Origin of the sequence: Natronorubrum aibiense (assembly GCF_009392895.1) — an archaeon.
Lineage (GTDB): Archaea > Halobacteriota > Halobacteria > Halobacteriales > Natrialbaceae > Natronorubrum > Natronorubrum aibiense.
The window spans coordinates 1,049,429-1,063,157 of sequence record NZ_CP045488.1 but is presented as its reverse complement, the minus strand read 5'-3'; the positions used below and the strand labels follow the sequence as shown (position 1 = coordinate 1,063,157).

The following is a 13,729-nucleotide window of genomic DNA, read 5'->3' as shown; positions in this document are numbered from 1 at the left end:
GCTGCCTTCGGTGTCGCCGACTACATCCACAGCAACTGTGCGTGCAGCGTCGACCCCACCTCGAGGACGTTCGCCTCGTCGACGAACCCGGCCTCGATCGCGAGTTCGACCGCCTGCGTGCCGACGATGTTGGCGACGGTCGCTCGAGCGAGACTGTCGACGACGGTCTCATCGCCGACCGTCTCGCCGCCGTAGAACTCCTCGGTGACGGTCAGCGAGACGCCCTCGCTTTCGAACGTCTCGCCGAGGACGTCCTCGTCACAGACCGAGACGAGCAATCCCTCGGGTGTCTGTCGTTCGTTGACGATCATCCGTTCTCACTCGAGTTGCCACTCGTCGTCGTCGCGCTCGGAGGCACGGCCGGGATCCGTGATCTCGGCCCCGCCCTGGTGATTCCGTTGCTGGCCCTGTTGGGAGTGTTCGTCGACACCGGGCGGCATGTGGCCCTGCATTTCCTTGCGATCTTCGACCATGCGCTGTTCGGCCCGTTCGCGCATTTCGTTCGCTTCCTCGGCGATTTCCTCGGCCTCGTCGTACTCACCCAGTTCCTCGAGGATCTCGGCCTTTTCCTCGAGCACTTTCGCGTTGCGCATGCCCAGTCGAATCGCGTTGTCGATGCAGTGCAGCGCTTCCTCGGCCAGCCCGCGTTCCGAGAGGAAGAAGGCGCGATTGAACCAGCCCTCGGCGAATCGCTCGTCGATCTCGACGGCGCGCTCGGCGTGCTCTAAGGCCTGTGCGGTCTCGCCGAACTCCCAGAGTGCGTACGCGAGGTTCGTCTCGGCCGTCGCGGCGTGTTCGCTCTGGTCGTCGATCCGCAGTGCCTCGCGGTGGGCCCCGATCGCCTCGTCGTACTCCTCGAGTTCGGCGTGGGCGACGCCTTTGTTGACCCACGCCTCCTGTTCGATGCGCTCGTCCTCGGCGAAGCGAGCGGTTCGCTCGAAGGCCTCGGTCGCCTGCTCGTAGCGGTTGATCTGCATGTAGTTCAGTCCGACGTCGAGCAACTCGCTTGCGTCGACCTCGTCCTGATCGACGTTACGCGTGTCGAGCGTGTCGGTGAGGACGCGGGAGTCGACCGGGTCGACCTTCGACGGATCGACGTTCAACTCCGGCGGGTCCAGATCGAACTCGTCGTAGGGGTCGTCGAAGCCCTCGCCTTCCGAAAAGCGGTGGTCGCGATCGCCCTCTCGGTCAGTCATTATCCCGTGTTGGCGATGACGACTGTTAAGGGCTGCGACCCGGCTATCGCCGTCGTCGGTCCGGACTCGCAGATAGCGCGCTACGGGCCGAACCGTCTGGTGAGCCCGCGAACCGACTGGGTCACCGCGCCCGGATGGGGCATCCCGAGCCGATACCGCACCCGGTCCTGTCGTTTGAACGGCTCGAAGACGGCCGGCTCCTCGAGGTCCCAAACCTCGACCGTCGGCGCTCGGCCGTGGCGCTCGAGGATCGCGTTCGCCGCACGACGGCCGGCCTCGTTGGCCGACTCCATCGAGGCCAGATCTGAGTTCGTCCGGACGTAATCGCTCGCGAGCGTGAGGTTGTCGATGGCCGGATCGGCTGGCGGGCGGTTCCGAAGCGACCCGACGGTGTTGATCAACAGCGGCGAGCGGTTCTCGACGCCGGCGTCCGTTTCGACGAGCGCCGGATCGAGCACCCAGTCGACGAGCATGTCGTCGTCGAGCACCGTGTCGGTCGCATTGAGGTGGGCGTTCAGTTGCGCCCAGATCTCCTCGGCGATCTCCTCGCGCGTACACGCCTTCGCGGGCTTTTTGTGGCGGATCCCCGGCGTCTCGAAGTCCGACGCGATCACCGAGAGGACACCCTCGACCTCGTCGGGGCCGTGTGTCTCGAGGTCGTAGCCCGTCCAGAACTGGCGTTGAGAGATCGACGTCAACGCCCACGGCGCGTCGGCGTAGACCTGATGGCCCCGCGTCAGTTCGACGTCCTCGGTCAGGTAGAACTGAATGCCGTTCATCCAAGCCGTCTCGAGGCGACCGATTCGCTCGAGTTCGGGCGCGACACGACCCATGGGCCGTGTGATGAGGTCGGTGGCGACCTCGACCGGGACGGCGAGGACGTACTCGTCGGCCGTGACCGTCTCGCCGCCAGCCAGTTCGACACCGGTGATCCGGCGGCTGTCGAACGCGAGTTCCGTTATCGGCGCGTTCGGTCGGAACGCGACGCCGAGGTCCTCGAGATAGCTGATCCAGGGGTCGATCCAGACCTCGCTGGTCGGCCCGTTCAGGACGCGTTCGGTGGGTCGAGTGGGATCGAGTTGGCCGAACAGGAGTTGCAGGTAGATCGTCCCGATCGTTCTGGCGCTCCCGACCTGCGGCCGGAGGGCAACGAGCGACTGCGTGGCGAAAGCCAGTCGGTCGCGAAACGCCTGCGAACGGTTGTCGGCGTCGATGAAGTCCCACCACGAAACGTCGTCGAGTTCGTTCTCGCGTCGCTCCTCACAGGCAGTCAGCACGTACAACAGTCGCTCGAGCAGGAAGCGAACGTCCTCTTGTGGCAGATTCTCGGCAAAGGCCGGACGCAGCGCCTCGAGCCAGCCACGCAGCGAGTTCGGCGTCCGCGTCTCGGCGATCTGGTCCGGCCCGTCGATGTTCGCGATGAGCGTCGCGTCGGTTTCGACGAGGTTGTCCTCGACAGTTCCCGACCCGTCGGGTGTTCGCGCCATCGTATCGATGACGTGGCGATAAAACGCCGGGAAGAACCGAAAGCCGTGTTCGCCGTGTAACGCCGTTGGCTCGTCCGAGATCGATATCGACCGAGCCTTTCCGCCGAAGCGGTCGTTGGCTTCGTAGACGGTCACGTCGAGCCCTCGTTCGGCGAGTTCGTGGGCTGTGGTGAGCCCGCCGATTCCGCCGCCAAGTACGGCAACGTCGGTCATCACTGAACGCAGGTTCTCAGCCGACATAATCGAACGCCCTAACGAGTGAGCCGGCCGGCGCGGGGGTCGTGACCACCCCTACCATTGAGTACGCTGCCCGCGAACGACCACGTATGCGACTGTTCGTCAGCGTCGACCTTCCCGACGACCTCGCGTCGGCGTTCGCCGACCTGCAAGCCGAGTTCGAAGACGCGAGCGGGCTCAACTTCACCGACCCCGAACAGGCCCACGTGACGCTGAAGTTCCTCGGTGACGTCGACGAAGACCGCCTACCGGCCGTCGAGCGCGAATTCGAGACCGCCGTCGACGAGGCCAACGTCGACCCCTTCACCGTCCGCTACGGTGGCCTCGGCGTCTTCCCGAGCCTCGAGTACATCAGCGTCGTCTGGGTCGGCACCGAAACCGGTGGCGAGGAACTCACCCGGTTGCACGAGGCGATCGAACGCCGAACGACCGACCTAGGGTTCGAGGCGGAGTCCCACGAGTTTACGCCACACGTTACGCTCGCGCGGATGGACCACGCCGGTGGGAAGGAACTGGTGCAGGACCTCGTCACCGAGCGCGAGCCGACGATCGGCGAAACCCACGTCGACGAGGTGTGCCTGACCGAGAGCACACTCACCAGCGAGGGACCAGAGTACTCGACGGTCGCGCAGTTCTCGCTCGAGTAACGTCGTCGCCGGGTACCCGGGCTCGTTCTTGAGTCGACGGCCACTGCAAGTTAAACCGTCATGTCGGTGGGCGATGTAGAAGTCAGGACGCGATGGTGTCCCGACCCGTCGGTGAGCAGCCGTGATCCCTTCATCCCGAGATCGCCGATCCGCGGACGGGACAAGACGATTTGTCAGCCGCCGAGAACTACTGACATCGATCGGCGGCGCGGCCGCCGTCTCGAGGACGACCCGGAGTGCCGCCGAGCAGTCCATCGACGGCGGCCCGCTCCACGTCCGCGTATATCCCGGTCCGGTGTCGGTTGGAGGCTGGCTCCGATCCCGGTTCGACGGGGTTCGAGAGAACTGGCCGCCGGCGTTTCGTGACGCGCTGTCGGCCGTCGAAGACGCCCTCGAGCAGGTGCTCGCGTACGCCCACGAACGATCGCGTCTCGAGGGGCTCGAGGCACGCGTCGAACGCGGCCGACTGGTTCGCTTTCCGCTTTCGGCGGCCCCGCTATCGTCCGAAGCCGTTATGCCGACCCTCGAGACGACACTCGAGGTCTTTCACGATCGGTTGCGAGCGCGAAACGTCCTCACTGGCTCGGCCTGCCACCTGCTGTTGTGCTGGGCACCGTCGAATTTCCGGGTCGGCTACGGCGGGACGCTGGCACCGAACGCGATCGTCGGCGCCGATATCGACGGGACGAGCGGGGACGCGAGCACCGTCGCGAACGTCGGTGCGACGGAGGTCTGGGACTCGCGGCCAGTGACGCGAAACATGGCGATTCACGAGACGCTCCATACGTTCCTCCCCGCGGATATCGTCGGCTCGGTCGGTGACTCCCGCTGCGCGCACGACCTCGGAACCGCCGTTCGAACCGACGAGAACACGCTTCGCGTCTCGCCGATGGCAACCGCCTACGCCGGCCCGGACGAGATCGGCGGCGGCACTCGCTGGCACGGCCGCGGCTGTGTCGACCACGATGCGTTTCACCGCCACGACGGCTACGAGGGCGTCGAGCACTGGACGTACACGACCGAACTGAGCGAGGCGACCCTCGAGGCCGTCACGCGCACGCTCGAGCGCCTCAGCCGGCGGGAACCGTTGGACTGAGGCCGTACTGCGTGCGTCCTCGAGATGGACAAGATTTTATGCCACCGCGGGCTACGTCCGGCTACTATGGGTAAGAAGTCGAAGGGCAAGAAAAAGCGTCTTGCCAAACTCGAGAACCAGAACAGCCGCGTTCCGGCCTGGGTCATGATGAAGACCAACATGGAAGTGCAGCGAAACCCCAAGCGACGCAACTGGCGGCGCAACGACACTGACGAATAACGATGAGTGCAAGTGATTTCGAGGAACGTGTCGTTACCGTTCCACTGCGTGACGTGAAGAAAGGAGCCAACCACGAGGCCGCCGATTACGCGATGCGACTCATTCGTGAGCACCTCGCCAAACACTTCGCAGTCGACGAGGACGCCATCCGACTGGACCCCTCGATCAACGAGGAAGTCTGGTCGCAGGGCCGTTCCAACCCGCCACGGAAGCTCCGTGTCCGCGCGGCGCGTTTCGACGAAGACGGTGAGGCTGTCGTCGAGGCCGAGGTCGCCGAGTAAATTTGAAACGTCTCGCTTTCGCCGGGTCGGCGTACGTCGGTGTCTTCGCCCGCGCTACCGACTCGTGCGTGATCGTCCGTCCGGACGTCGATGACGACGTCGTCGCCGACCTGACCGACGAACTCGAGGTGCCCGCAATCCAGACGACCGTCGGCGGCTCCTCGACGGTCGGTGCGTTAGCCACGGGTAACGAGAACGGGCTGCTGGTCAGTGCTCGCGTGCTCGAGTACGAACGCGAGCGACTCGAGGACGCAGTCGACCTCCCCGTCGCGGAACTCCCGGGCAAGATCAACGCTGCCGGCAACGTCGTCCTCGCCAACGACTACGGCGCGTACGTCCACCCCGACCTCCCGCGAGAGACGATTCAGATCGTCGAAGAGACGCTCGAGGTCCCCGTCGAACGCGGCGACCTCGCCGGCGTCCGAACCGTTGGCACGGCTGCGGTCGCGACGAACTCGGGCGTGCTCTGTCATCCCAAAGCGACCGACGAGGAACTCGACGCACTCGAGGACGCACTCGACGTCCGCGCCGACGTCGGCACCGTCAACTACGGCGCGCCGCTCGTCGGTTCGGGTCTGATCGCAAACGACGCCGGCTACGTCGTCGGGACGGATACGACCGGCCCGGAACTCGGTCGGATCGAGGACGCGCTGGGCTATCTGGACTGATCGATTCGTCGTTCTCGTCGATACTGATTGCCCAGTCCTTTTCGCGGTGACGCCGTATCTTCCCAGCGTCGGCTGTCGGGTCGACCAGACAGCTACATTCGGCCCAATACCACGCTGCGGACTCGAGACGCTACTCCGCTCGTCGTTCGAAGCGGTGGCGGACGACCTCGCTTTCGTCATCCCACTCGAAATTGTCGTGGGCTCGCTCGAGTAGTCGGCGGTAGGCCTCGAGGTCGTCCATTCCTTCGGCCTGTGCATCCTCGTCCGTCAACTCGCCGAGCGTGCGTTCGGTCACGTCGGTGACCTCGAACGTCGTCTCGTCGATGGTGAACGTATCACCGACCTCGGCGTACTGGTGGCCGCGATGGATCTGGGTGACCGCTCCCTCGAGGGCCTGTGTCTGCATCCGCTCGCTGGGCAGGAGGTCGCTTGGATCGAGTTCGCTCATACCAGAGGATACGGCGCGCCCGGCAAAACCGTTTGGCACCCGGCAGTACGGTCGCCTGTTACGAGAACGGGTCATGTGGCCAGTAGCGACCGATAAACGGTCGGAATCGGTGCCGAGATTCGCTCGAGCGCTCCTCGAGTGGGAAGGGAAGATTCTTCCGACTGCCCGCCGGAGGGATAGTCATGAGTCAATTTACGGTCACTGGCCAGTTCAAGAGCCGCGACGGCTACGCGCCGTTCGAAACGACGATCGACGCCGAAAATGAAAACGTCGCCCGCGAGCACGTACTCTCCCAGCTCGGGAGCCAGCACGGACTGAAGCGAAGCGAGATCGAGCTCGAGGAGGTTAGCGAATAATGGGTCAGCAGCAACTCCAGCAGCTCTCTCAGGAGATCCAGCAGATCCAAGAGGAGATCGAAGCGCTCGAAGCGGACGTCGAAGACATCCAGCAGGAAAAAACCGAGGCCGACGAGGCCATCGACGCGATCGAGACCCTCGAGACGGACTCGACGGTACAGGTCCCACTCGGCGGCGGTGCCTACCTCCGCGCGACCGTCGAAGACATCGACGAAGTGATCGTCGAACTCGGTGCGGACTACGCTGGCGAGTTCGAGCAGGACGACGCCGTCGATGCCCTCGAGAACAAAAAGGAAAACCTCGACGACCGCATCGACGAGGTCAACAGCGAGATCGCGGAACTCGAGGCCGAGAGCACGGAACTCGAGCAGCAGGCCCAGCAGCTCCAGCAGCAGGCCATGCAACAGCAGATGCAGCAGATGGGCCAGGGGCAGGGCCCCGACGAATAACGTCGGCACCCCACCGCTACTATGTTCGATAACCTGAAGAAGAAACTCGGGAGCTTCCGGAAAGACGCCGAAGAAGCCGCCGAAGAGAACGTCGAGGAAGTCGACGAAGACGAACTCGAGGAAGTCGACGAAGACGAACTCGAGGAAGTCGACGAAGACGAACTCGAGGAACTCGAGGAGTCGGAACTCGAAGCAGACGCAGCCACAGAGGCGGACGCTGAAGCCAACGCGGAGGCAGCATCCGAGGCGACGGAAGCCCCAGATACTACCGCTGAAGCGGCCGATGCCGGTGTCGACGACGAGCCATCCGAGGCCGAGACAGCACCGGCAACCGAATCAGCGGCGAGCGCAGCCGCCGTCGAGGAACCTCTGTCGGATGCCGAGATCGAGATTGACGAGGGCGACGTGGAACCGGACGCGGACGACGAACCGGACCCAGCGGCGGACGATGCTGCGGTGGACGACGAACCGGACGAGTCGGAGGAGTCGGACGACGACTCCAACTCGACCGGCTTCGGGGCCAAAGCCAGATCGCTCGTCAAGGGGAAGTTCGTCATCGAGGAAGAAGACCTCGAGGACCCACTGCACGAACTCGAGATGGCGCTGCTCTCGAGCGACGTCGAGATGGGCGTTGCCGAGGAGATCCTCGACAACATCCGCGAGGAGTTAGTCGGCGAGACGCGGACGTTTACGACCTCGACCGGCGAGGTCGTCGAGGAGGCACTGCGCGACGCGATCTACGACGTGATCAGCGTCGGACAGTTCGACTTCGACGAGCGCATCGCCATCGAGGACAAACCCGTCACCATCGTCTTCACGGGCGTCAACGGCGTCGGAAAGACCACCTCGATCGCGAAGCTGAGCCGCTACTTCGAGGAACGCGGCTTCTCGACGGTGATGGCCAACGGCGACACCTACCGCGCCGGGGCCAACGAGCAGATCCAAGAACACGCCGACGCGTTAGATACGAAACTCATCGCCCACGAGAAGGGTGGCGATCCCGCCGCCGTGTTGTACGACGCCGTCGAGTACGCCGAGGCGAACGACGTCGACGTCGTGCTCGGCGATACGGCGGGTCGACTCCACACCGACGAAGGGCTGATGGACCAACTCGAGAAGATCGATCGGGTCGTCGGTCCCGACATGACGCTGTTCGTTGACGAGGCCGTCGCTGGACAGGACGCGGTCAACCGCGCCCGCGAGTTCAACGACGCCGCCGAGATCGACGGCGCGATCCTGACCAAAGCCGACGCGGATTCCAACGGCGGGGCGGCGATCTCGGTCGCCCACGTTACCGGGAAGCCGATCCTCTTCCTCGGCGTTGGACAGGGCTACGACGACCTAGAGCGGTTCGACCCCGACGAGATGGTCGATCGCCTGCTCGCAGACGAGTAACGACGCGGCCGCGTTCGATTTTCTATCGGCGGGACTCACCACGAGCGAGCGTCTGCGTCGATTACAGCGGAAGGACAATCGATTGATACGAATGCGAAAACTACATACAATATCTAATTGACACTATCGTATGCGCACACCCCGTTCGCGTCGCGCCCTCCTCGCCACCGCCGTGTCGTTTTCCGTCGCGTTTGCCGGTTGTTTCGACGACCAGTTCACCGACGACGACCCGGACGAGCCCAGGGTCGTATCCACGGATGAATACGACTGCGTCAACAGCGAGCGACCAGATCCGCTCCCACCGGAACAGGAAAACGCGATCGAGCCGGGATCGTATCCGTCGCGACCGACGTCGCTGCTCGAGACGGGTGACCAGTACGTCCTCGAGTTCGAACGGACGTATCGGCGAAACGCGTTCGTCGAGGAGTACGGTTCGGAGACGCGAACGTTCGAGTTCGAGTTGCAGACCCAGCAGATGGACGCCCTCGAGTCGGACGACCGGCGCGAGGCGATTCTGGTCTCGATCGTATACAACCTGACGACTGCGACACGACAGCTTCCGACGTCAACCGAGCGAGACACGCGTGTTACCTACTACGTCGACGAGAACGTCGTACTCCGGGCCCGATACAACGGGCTCGCGGACGAGCCGTCGTTCGATCCGGACCCTCGAGACGCGGGCACGCCGGTCGCCTGTTTCGAGTGATCGAAGCAGCCGACATCCTTTCGTCCGGTCCGGCGTATCGGGGGGCTGCTATCCCGGTATCGTGGTCTCCCTGAGGACAATCGAGCCACACCGGTACTGACGGACAGGTGCCCGTGTCAGTCGTTGAATAGCTGTTCTAAATCGCCTTCGTCGTAGTTGACCAGCAGCCGTGGCTCCTCTTTGAACGTCCGCAGGACGATGTGGGTCGCGGAGTTCTCGACGCCGTCGGTTTCGATGATCTCCTCGATCAGCGACTGGAGGTGATCGTGATCGCGGACGTGGGAGATGACGTAAAAGGACATCTCGCCGATCATCGAGTACACCTGCTGGACGCCGGAGAGCTCTGCGAGGCGTTCGCCGACTTCCTTCGCTTCAGGCCCGTAGACGGTCTTGATCTCCGAAATCGCGGTCATGCTGAGCCCGAGCTGGTGGCGGTCGAGGTGGGCGACCGTCCCCGTCAGGATCCCCTGTTCGCGATACTTCTCGAGGCGGTAGTAGACGGTTGACTGGCTGACGTCGAGTTCCTCGGCGATCTCGTCGGCGTCGATGTCGCCGTTTTCGTCGAGTTCTCTGAGCAGTCGAAAGTCCGTTTCGTCGAGTGTGAGTTCGGCCATAGTACTCGATTGTGTCTAAGCGCTTGAAATGCCGTCGAAACCCCTGAATACTGTCTCGTGCGTCGCGACGATGGACGGTTGGTCACGCCCCGTCACCGGCATCGATCGTGACCCGGCTGACGGAGACTCGGTCGTCGCGGCGGTCCTGTCGCATCGGATTTCGATCCCGTTCCTCGCGAAGCCGATCGTCGTCGATCCGCTGGACGAGGATTCCGGGCTCACCATCGAGTTGGCCGGCCACCGAGCCGTCCGGCTCGTACGCCGTGGTGTGCCCATAAAACTGGAGGTCGGGCTCGGCTCCGGCCCGGTTGCAGCCGAAGACGTACGCGCCGTTCTCGATAGCGCGGGCGGGCAACAACCGATCCCAGTCGCCTGCCATCGGGACCGACCACGCCGAGATGTTGACGACGGCGTCGACACCTGCCCGCGCGAGCGCCGCGCTCTCCGCGGGGAAGTTCAGATCGTAACAGATCTGGACGCCGAGCGTTCGGCCCTCGCACTTGAGGACGAGCACGTCGTCGCCGGGTACGAAGACGTCGCGCTCGTCACCCCACGGATTTCGCTTGTCGTAGCGCGCCCGAACCGATCCCGTCCGATCGATCCAGACGGCGCTGTTTCGAACGCCGCGCCCGTGGCGGACCGGCATGCCGACGAGGACGTGCGAGCCGACGGCGGCGGCCGTCTCGCCGATGGCTCGCGTCGTCGGCCCCGGAATCGACTCCGCGCAGGTCTCGGCCTGCTCGAAGATCGAATACCCGGTCGTCGCGAGTTCGGGAAAGACGATCAGATCCGGGTCCGTCTCGGCAGCCGCGTCTCGAATCCGTTCGCAGAGTCGCTCTACGGTGCCGTCGTCGGCCGGGCCGAGCGTGGGATCGAACTGGACGAGGGCGACGGTATCGAGACTCATTTGCCCGTAAACTCCGGTTCGCGGTTTTCGGCGAACGCGTCGACGGCCTCCGCGTGGTCGTCGGTCTGGGCACAGATCCGCTGGGCGCGCGTGGCGTGTTCGAACGCCGTCTCGAGGTCGACGTCGGCGCTCTCGTTGACCAGCGACTTGCTCAACCCGAGCGCGATCGGCGGCCGGGCGGCGAGCTCGGCGGCGAACGACTCGGCAACCTCGAGCAACTCGTCGGCGGGGACACACTCACGGGCGAGATCCCAATCGACGATCTCCTCGCCCTCGAGGTGGCGACCAGTGAAGATCAGTTCCTTCGCGCGGGCCTCGCCGATCACCCGCGGGAGGAGGTACGCACCGCCGTCGCCGGGGACGAAGCCGACGTCGATGAACGTCTCGCCGATGGCCGCGTTCTCGCTGACGATACGAATGTCACAGGCGAGTGCCGTGTCACAGCCAGCACCGAGCGCGTAGCCGTTGACCGCGCCGACGACCGGCGTCTGGATCGTCCGCAGCGTGCGAACGACGTTCTGGAACAGCCCGAGTCCTGCCTCGTAGTCGGCGAACTCCATCTCGGGCGTCAGCGGCATGTTCTCGAGGTCGACGCCGCTGCAAAAGGCCCGGTCGCCCGCGCCGGTCAGGACGATGGCGCGAACGTCGTCGTCCGCGTCGAGGTCCTCGAGGCGGGCAACGAGCGTCCGCAGGAGCGACTCGTCGTAGGCGTTCATCGCGTCCGGCCGGTCGAGCGTCACACGGGCGACGTGCTCGCGGGGATGGTCGACGCGGACGGGCAGGTCGTCGGTCTCGGTTTTGGTGGACTCTGTCATTCGTCGACACCTCCATCGGGGACCGCATCCGGCTCCTGTGGCTGCCGACCGTCGTCGCTGTCGGCGTCGCCATCACTGGACTCGAGGACGATACTCGCGTCGAGGATCTCGGCACCCCCGTCGCCCGCGAGTACCGGATTCAGGTCGACCTCCGCGATTTCGGGGTAGTCGGCAACGAGCCGAGAGACCGACAGGAGGACGTCGACGATCGCGTCACGGTCGACCGGTGGATCGCCGCGAGTGCCCTCGAGTACGTCCTGTGCGTCGATGTCGTCGAGCATCGCCCGCGCGTCGTGTTCGGTCAGCGGGGCAGCGCGGAAGGCGACGTCCTCGAGCACCTCGACGAAGACGCCGCCGAGTCCGAACATGACGACGGGGCCGAACTGCTCGTCGCGGGTCGCGCCAACGATCACCTCGACGCCGTCGGATCGCATCGGCGAGACGAGCACGCCGTCGATCGCAGCGTCCGGATCGTACGCTCGAGCGTTCTCGAGTAGCGTCTCGTGTGTCGATCGAACCGACTCGTCTGCGACGTCTAGCGCGACGGCGTCGGCTTCGGTTTTGTGGACGATATCCGGCGAGACGACCTTCATCGCGACGGGGCCGTCGAACTCGGCGGCGGCGCGTTCGGCGTCTGTCGCCGTTTCAGCGAGCGCGTACGGCGTCACTGGCGCGCCGTATTCCTCGAGGAGTGCTTTGGCGTCGTACTCCGAGAGGGTGCTGTCGGTGGCACAGTCCTCGAGCGCTCGAGCGCCATCGGGGCTGTCGGCGGATGCGGAATCCAGTTCGAACGAACTCTTCTCGTCGGCGACCTGCAGGTGCGTGCCGTACGTCGACAGCGCATCGAGGCAGGCGACGGAAATATCCAGCGACTCGTACACCGGAACGTCGTGCTCCCGGAGAATCGTGTGGGTTTCGGGGTCAGTGCTCTCGTAGGCGCTCTGGACGACCAGTGGTGTCTCAGTCGCCGCAGCGGCCTCGGCAATCTCCTTGGCGGCGCCCTGCTCGATCGGCTCGAGGTCGTCGGTAAAGCGCTGGCCGTAGCCGCCGAACAGTCCCGAGAGCAACACGGCGTCGACGTTCGGATCGTCGAACAGCGCCAGCGCGCAGTCGGCGAACACCGACGGGTTGTCGTCGGTACCGCCGGCGACGTCGACCGGGTTTCGGACGCTCGCGGCGTCGGGAAGGATGCCCTCGAGTCGGCGCTGGGTCTCGTCGGCCAGTTGGGGCACCGAGAGGCCGCGCTCGGCGAGGGCGTCGGCCGCCAGCGTCGCGTGGCCGCCGCCGTCGGCGAGGATCGCGACGTTCTCGCCGTCGACGGGTGGCTGGGAGGCGAGCGCGTCGGCCGCCGCCAGCAGTTCGTCGGATCGGTCGACGCTGACAACGCCCGCCTGCCGGAAGACGGCGTCCGCGACCGCCGCGTCGCCCGCGAGCGATCCGGTGTGGGAGCTCGCAGAGCGCTTGCCGACGTCCGAGCGGCCACTCTTACAGACGACGATCGGCGTCTCCGTCCCGGTTTCGCGGGCTTGCTCGAGAAATGAGCGCCCGTCGGAGAAGCCCTCGACGTAACAGACGACGGCGTCGGTGTCCTCGGTTCGTTCGAAGTAGGGGAGATACTCGTCGAACTGGAGGTCGGCCTCGTTGCCGACGCCGACGTAGTGGCTGAAGCCGACGCCCTCCCGGCCGGCGGCCTCGGTAAACAGCGCGATGGCGAGATTCCCACTCTGACACAGCAGTCCGAGGTCGCCCTCGGGAACGCCGTCGGCACCGACGAGGTTCGCCCCGTCGCCGACGTTGATCAGCCCGGAGGTGTTCGGCCCGACGAGTCGGACGTCGTTCTCGGCTGCGAGCGAGACGATCTCCTCCTCAAGCGCTTCACCTTCTTTGCCGGTTTCGCCGAAGCCGACGGCGATGACGACTGCGCCACCGACGTCGATCTCACCGCAGTCTTCGAGCACGGACGGGACGACCGGTCCCGGAACGACGATCAGCGCGAGGTCCACCGGCTCGGGAACGTCGGCGATCGAGGCGAAGACCTCGAGGCCGCGGATCTCGTCTGCCGACGGGTTGACGGGGTAGATCGTACCCTCGTAGCCGCCCGTCTGGAGGGTCTCGATGGCCTGATAGCCGCGTTTGGACGGATCGGACGACGCGCCGACGACGGCGATCGACGACGGCTCGAGGATGCGATCGATCGGATCGCGCATG

The 13,729-nt window shown here is 65.0% G+C and carries 17 protein-coding genes; 9 read left to right on the top strand and 8 right to left on the bottom strand.

Annotated features, from left to right (window positions below):
- Nucleotides 1-20 precede the first annotated feature (20 nt).
- From GCU68_RS05300 to GCU68_RS05290, 3 genes are all read right to left on the bottom strand, one after another.
- The gene (locus tag GCU68_RS05300) at nucleotides 21-311 is read right to left on the bottom strand and encodes a DUF424 domain-containing protein (protein WP_152939617.1); all 291 of its coding nucleotides are present in this window, start codon (nucleotides 309-311) and stop codon (nucleotides 21-23) included.
- 6 nt (nucleotides 312-317) lie between these two features.
- Nucleotides 318-1,196 (bottom strand): tetratricopeptide repeat protein, encoded by an 879-nt coding sequence (locus GCU68_RS05295; RefSeq protein ID WP_152939615.1) that lies wholly within the window; start codon nucleotides 1,194-1,196, stop codon nucleotides 318-320.
- A gap of 80 nt (nucleotides 1,197-1,276) precedes the next feature.
- The gene (locus tag GCU68_RS05290) at nucleotides 1,277-2,896 is read right to left on the bottom strand and encodes a hydroxysqualene dehydroxylase (protein ID WP_152939613.1); all 1,620 of its coding nucleotides are present in this window, start codon (nucleotides 2,894-2,896) and stop codon (nucleotides 1,277-1,279) included.
- Between the two features lie 113 nt (nucleotides 2,897-3,009).
- Between GCU68_RS05290 and thpR the strand changes: the two genes are divergently transcribed.
- From thpR to GCU68_RS05265, 5 genes are all read left to right on the top strand, one after another.
- Nucleotides 3,010-3,567 (top strand): RNA 2',3'-cyclic phosphodiesterase, encoded by a 558-nt coding sequence (gene thpR / locus GCU68_RS05285; protein ID WP_152939611.1) that lies wholly within the window; start codon nucleotides 3,010-3,012, stop codon nucleotides 3,565-3,567.
- 121 nt (nucleotides 3,568-3,688) lie between these two features.
- Nucleotides 3,689-4,663 (top strand): hypothetical protein, encoded by a 975-nt coding sequence (locus GCU68_RS05280; protein WP_193565072.1) that lies wholly within the window; start codon nucleotides 3,689-3,691, stop codon nucleotides 4,661-4,663.
- A 66-nt stretch (nucleotides 4,664-4,729) separates the two neighbouring features.
- On the top strand, nucleotides 4,730-4,882 hold the full coding sequence (locus tag GCU68_RS05275) for a 50S ribosomal protein L39e (RefSeq protein ID WP_006066124.1): 153 nt from the start codon (nucleotides 4,730-4,732) through the stop codon (nucleotides 4,880-4,882).
- A gap of 2 nt (nucleotides 4,883-4,884) precedes the next feature.
- Nucleotides 4,885-5,163, top strand: coding sequence for a 50S ribosomal protein L31e (locus GCU68_RS05270; RefSeq protein WP_152939609.1), 279 nt, complete (start codon nucleotides 4,885-4,887; stop codon nucleotides 5,161-5,163).
- A 2-nt stretch (nucleotides 5,164-5,165) separates the two neighbouring features.
- Nucleotides 5,166-5,831, top strand: coding sequence for a translation initiation factor IF-6 (locus tag GCU68_RS05265; RefSeq protein WP_152939607.1), 666 nt, complete (start codon nucleotides 5,166-5,168; stop codon nucleotides 5,829-5,831).
- A 130-nt stretch (nucleotides 5,832-5,961) separates the two neighbouring features.
- Here GCU68_RS05265 and GCU68_RS05260 read toward each other — a convergent pair whose 3' ends face one another.
- Nucleotides 5,962-6,279: an ASCH domain-containing protein gene (locus GCU68_RS05260; protein WP_152939605.1), complete on the bottom strand. Its 318-nt coding sequence runs from the start codon at nucleotides 6,277-6,279 to the stop codon at nucleotides 5,962-5,964.
- 182 nt (nucleotides 6,280-6,461) lie between these two features.
- Between GCU68_RS05260 and rpl18a the strand changes: the two genes are divergently transcribed.
- From rpl18a to GCU68_RS05240, 4 genes are all read left to right on the top strand, one after another.
- On the top strand, nucleotides 6,462-6,635 hold the full coding sequence (gene rpl18a, locus GCU68_RS05255) for a 50S ribosomal protein L18Ae (protein WP_152939604.1): 174 nt from the start codon (nucleotides 6,462-6,464) through the stop codon (nucleotides 6,633-6,635).
- Nucleotides 6,635-7,084, top strand: a complete 450-nt coding sequence (pfdA, locus tag GCU68_RS05250) for a prefoldin subunit alpha (RefSeq protein WP_152939602.1) — start codon at nucleotides 6,635-6,637, stop codon at nucleotides 7,082-7,084. Before rpl18a ends, pfdA begins: the two co-directional genes overlap by 1 nt.
- A 21-nt stretch (nucleotides 7,085-7,105) precedes the next feature.
- Nucleotides 7,106-8,479 carry a signal recognition particle-docking protein FtsY gene (gene ftsY / locus GCU68_RS05245; RefSeq protein ID WP_152939600.1) on the top strand — a complete coding sequence of 458 codons (1,374 nt, stop codon included), beginning with the start codon at nucleotides 7,106-7,108 and terminating at the stop codon, nucleotides 8,477-8,479.
- Between the two features lie 130 nt (nucleotides 8,480-8,609).
- Nucleotides 8,610-9,185, top strand: a complete 576-nt coding sequence (locus GCU68_RS05240) for a hypothetical protein (RefSeq protein ID WP_152939598.1) — start codon at nucleotides 8,610-8,612, stop codon at nucleotides 9,183-9,185.
- A gap of 116 nt (nucleotides 9,186-9,301) precedes the next feature.
- On the opposite strand, the gene GCU68_RS05235 is transcribed toward GCU68_RS05240, so the two are convergent.
- The 4 genes from GCU68_RS05235 to GCU68_RS05220 form a co-directional block, all read right to left on the bottom strand.
- Nucleotides 9,302-9,799 (bottom strand): Lrp/AsnC family transcriptional regulator, encoded by a 498-nt coding sequence (locus GCU68_RS05235; RefSeq protein ID WP_152939596.1) that lies wholly within the window; start codon nucleotides 9,797-9,799, stop codon nucleotides 9,302-9,304.
- An 82-nt stretch (nucleotides 9,800-9,881) separates the two neighbouring features.
- On the bottom strand, nucleotides 9,882-10,706 hold the full coding sequence (locus GCU68_RS05230; protein WP_152939594.1) for a carbon-nitrogen hydrolase family protein: 825 nt from the start codon (nucleotides 10,704-10,706) through the stop codon (nucleotides 9,882-9,884).
- Nucleotides 10,703-11,521 carry an enoyl-CoA hydratase/isomerase family protein gene (locus tag GCU68_RS05225; protein ID WP_152939592.1) on the bottom strand — a complete coding sequence of 273 codons (819 nt, stop codon included), beginning with the start codon at nucleotides 11,519-11,521 and terminating at the stop codon, nucleotides 10,703-10,705. Before GCU68_RS05225 ends, GCU68_RS05230 begins: the two co-directional genes overlap by 4 nt.
- A complete protein-coding gene (locus GCU68_RS05220) occupies nucleotides 11,518-13,728 on the bottom strand; it encodes an acetate--CoA ligase family protein (RefSeq protein ID WP_152939590.1) in 2,211 nt (736 codons plus the stop codon). Before GCU68_RS05220 ends, GCU68_RS05225 begins: the two co-directional genes overlap by 4 nt.
- Nucleotide 13,729 lies beyond the last annotated feature (1 nt).

Excerpts from the sequence above, each read along its gene's own strand:
- GCU68_RS05300 (WP_152939617.1), bottom strand. The coding sequence starts at position 311 with ATGATCGTCAACGAACGACAGACACCCGAGGGATTGCTCGTCTCGGTC.
- GCU68_RS05295 (WP_152939615.1), bottom strand. The coding sequence starts at position 1,196 with ATGACTGACCGAGAGGGCGATCGCGACCACCGCTTTTCGGAAGGCGAG.
- GCU68_RS05290 (WP_152939613.1), bottom strand. The coding sequence starts at position 2,896 with ATGACCGACGTTGCCGTACTTGGCGGCGGAATCGGCGGGCTCACCACA.
- thpR (WP_152939611.1), top strand. The coding sequence starts at position 3,010 with ATGCGACTGTTCGTCAGCGTCGACCTTCCCGACGACCTCGCGTCGGCG.
- GCU68_RS05275 (WP_006066124.1), top strand. The coding sequence starts at position 4,730 with ATGGGTAAGAAGTCGAAGGGCAAGAAAAAGCGTCTTGCCAAACTCGAG.
- GCU68_RS05270 (WP_152939609.1), top strand. The coding sequence starts at position 4,885 with ATGAGTGCAAGTGATTTCGAGGAACGTGTCGTTACCGTTCCACTGCGT.
- GCU68_RS05260 (WP_152939605.1), bottom strand. The coding sequence starts at position 6,279 with ATGAGCGAACTCGATCCAAGCGACCTCCTGCCCAGCGAGCGGATGCAG.
- rpl18a (WP_152939604.1), top strand. The coding sequence starts at position 6,462 with ATGAGTCAATTTACGGTCACTGGCCAGTTCAAGAGCCGCGACGGCTAC.
- pfdA (WP_152939602.1), top strand. The coding sequence starts at position 6,635 with ATGGGTCAGCAGCAACTCCAGCAGCTCTCTCAGGAGATCCAGCAGATC.
- ftsY (WP_152939600.1), top strand. The coding sequence starts at position 7,106 with ATGTTCGATAACCTGAAGAAGAAACTCGGGAGCTTCCGGAAAGACGCC.
- GCU68_RS05240 (WP_152939598.1), top strand. The coding sequence starts at position 8,610 with ATGCGCACACCCCGTTCGCGTCGCGCCCTCCTCGCCACCGCCGTGTCG.
- GCU68_RS05235 (WP_152939596.1), bottom strand. The coding sequence starts at position 9,799 with ATGGCCGAACTCACACTCGACGAAACGGACTTTCGACTGCTCAGAGAA.
- GCU68_RS05230 (WP_152939594.1), bottom strand. The coding sequence starts at position 10,706 with ATGAGTCTCGATACCGTCGCCCTCGTCCAGTTCGATCCCACGCTCGGC.
- GCU68_RS05225 (WP_152939592.1), bottom strand. The coding sequence starts at position 11,521 with ATGACAGAGTCCACCAAAACCGAGACCGACGACCTGCCCGTCCGCGTC.
- GCU68_RS05220 (WP_152939590.1), bottom strand. The coding sequence starts at position 13,728 with ATGCGCGATCCGATCGATCGCATCCTCGAGCCGTCGTCGATCGCCGTC.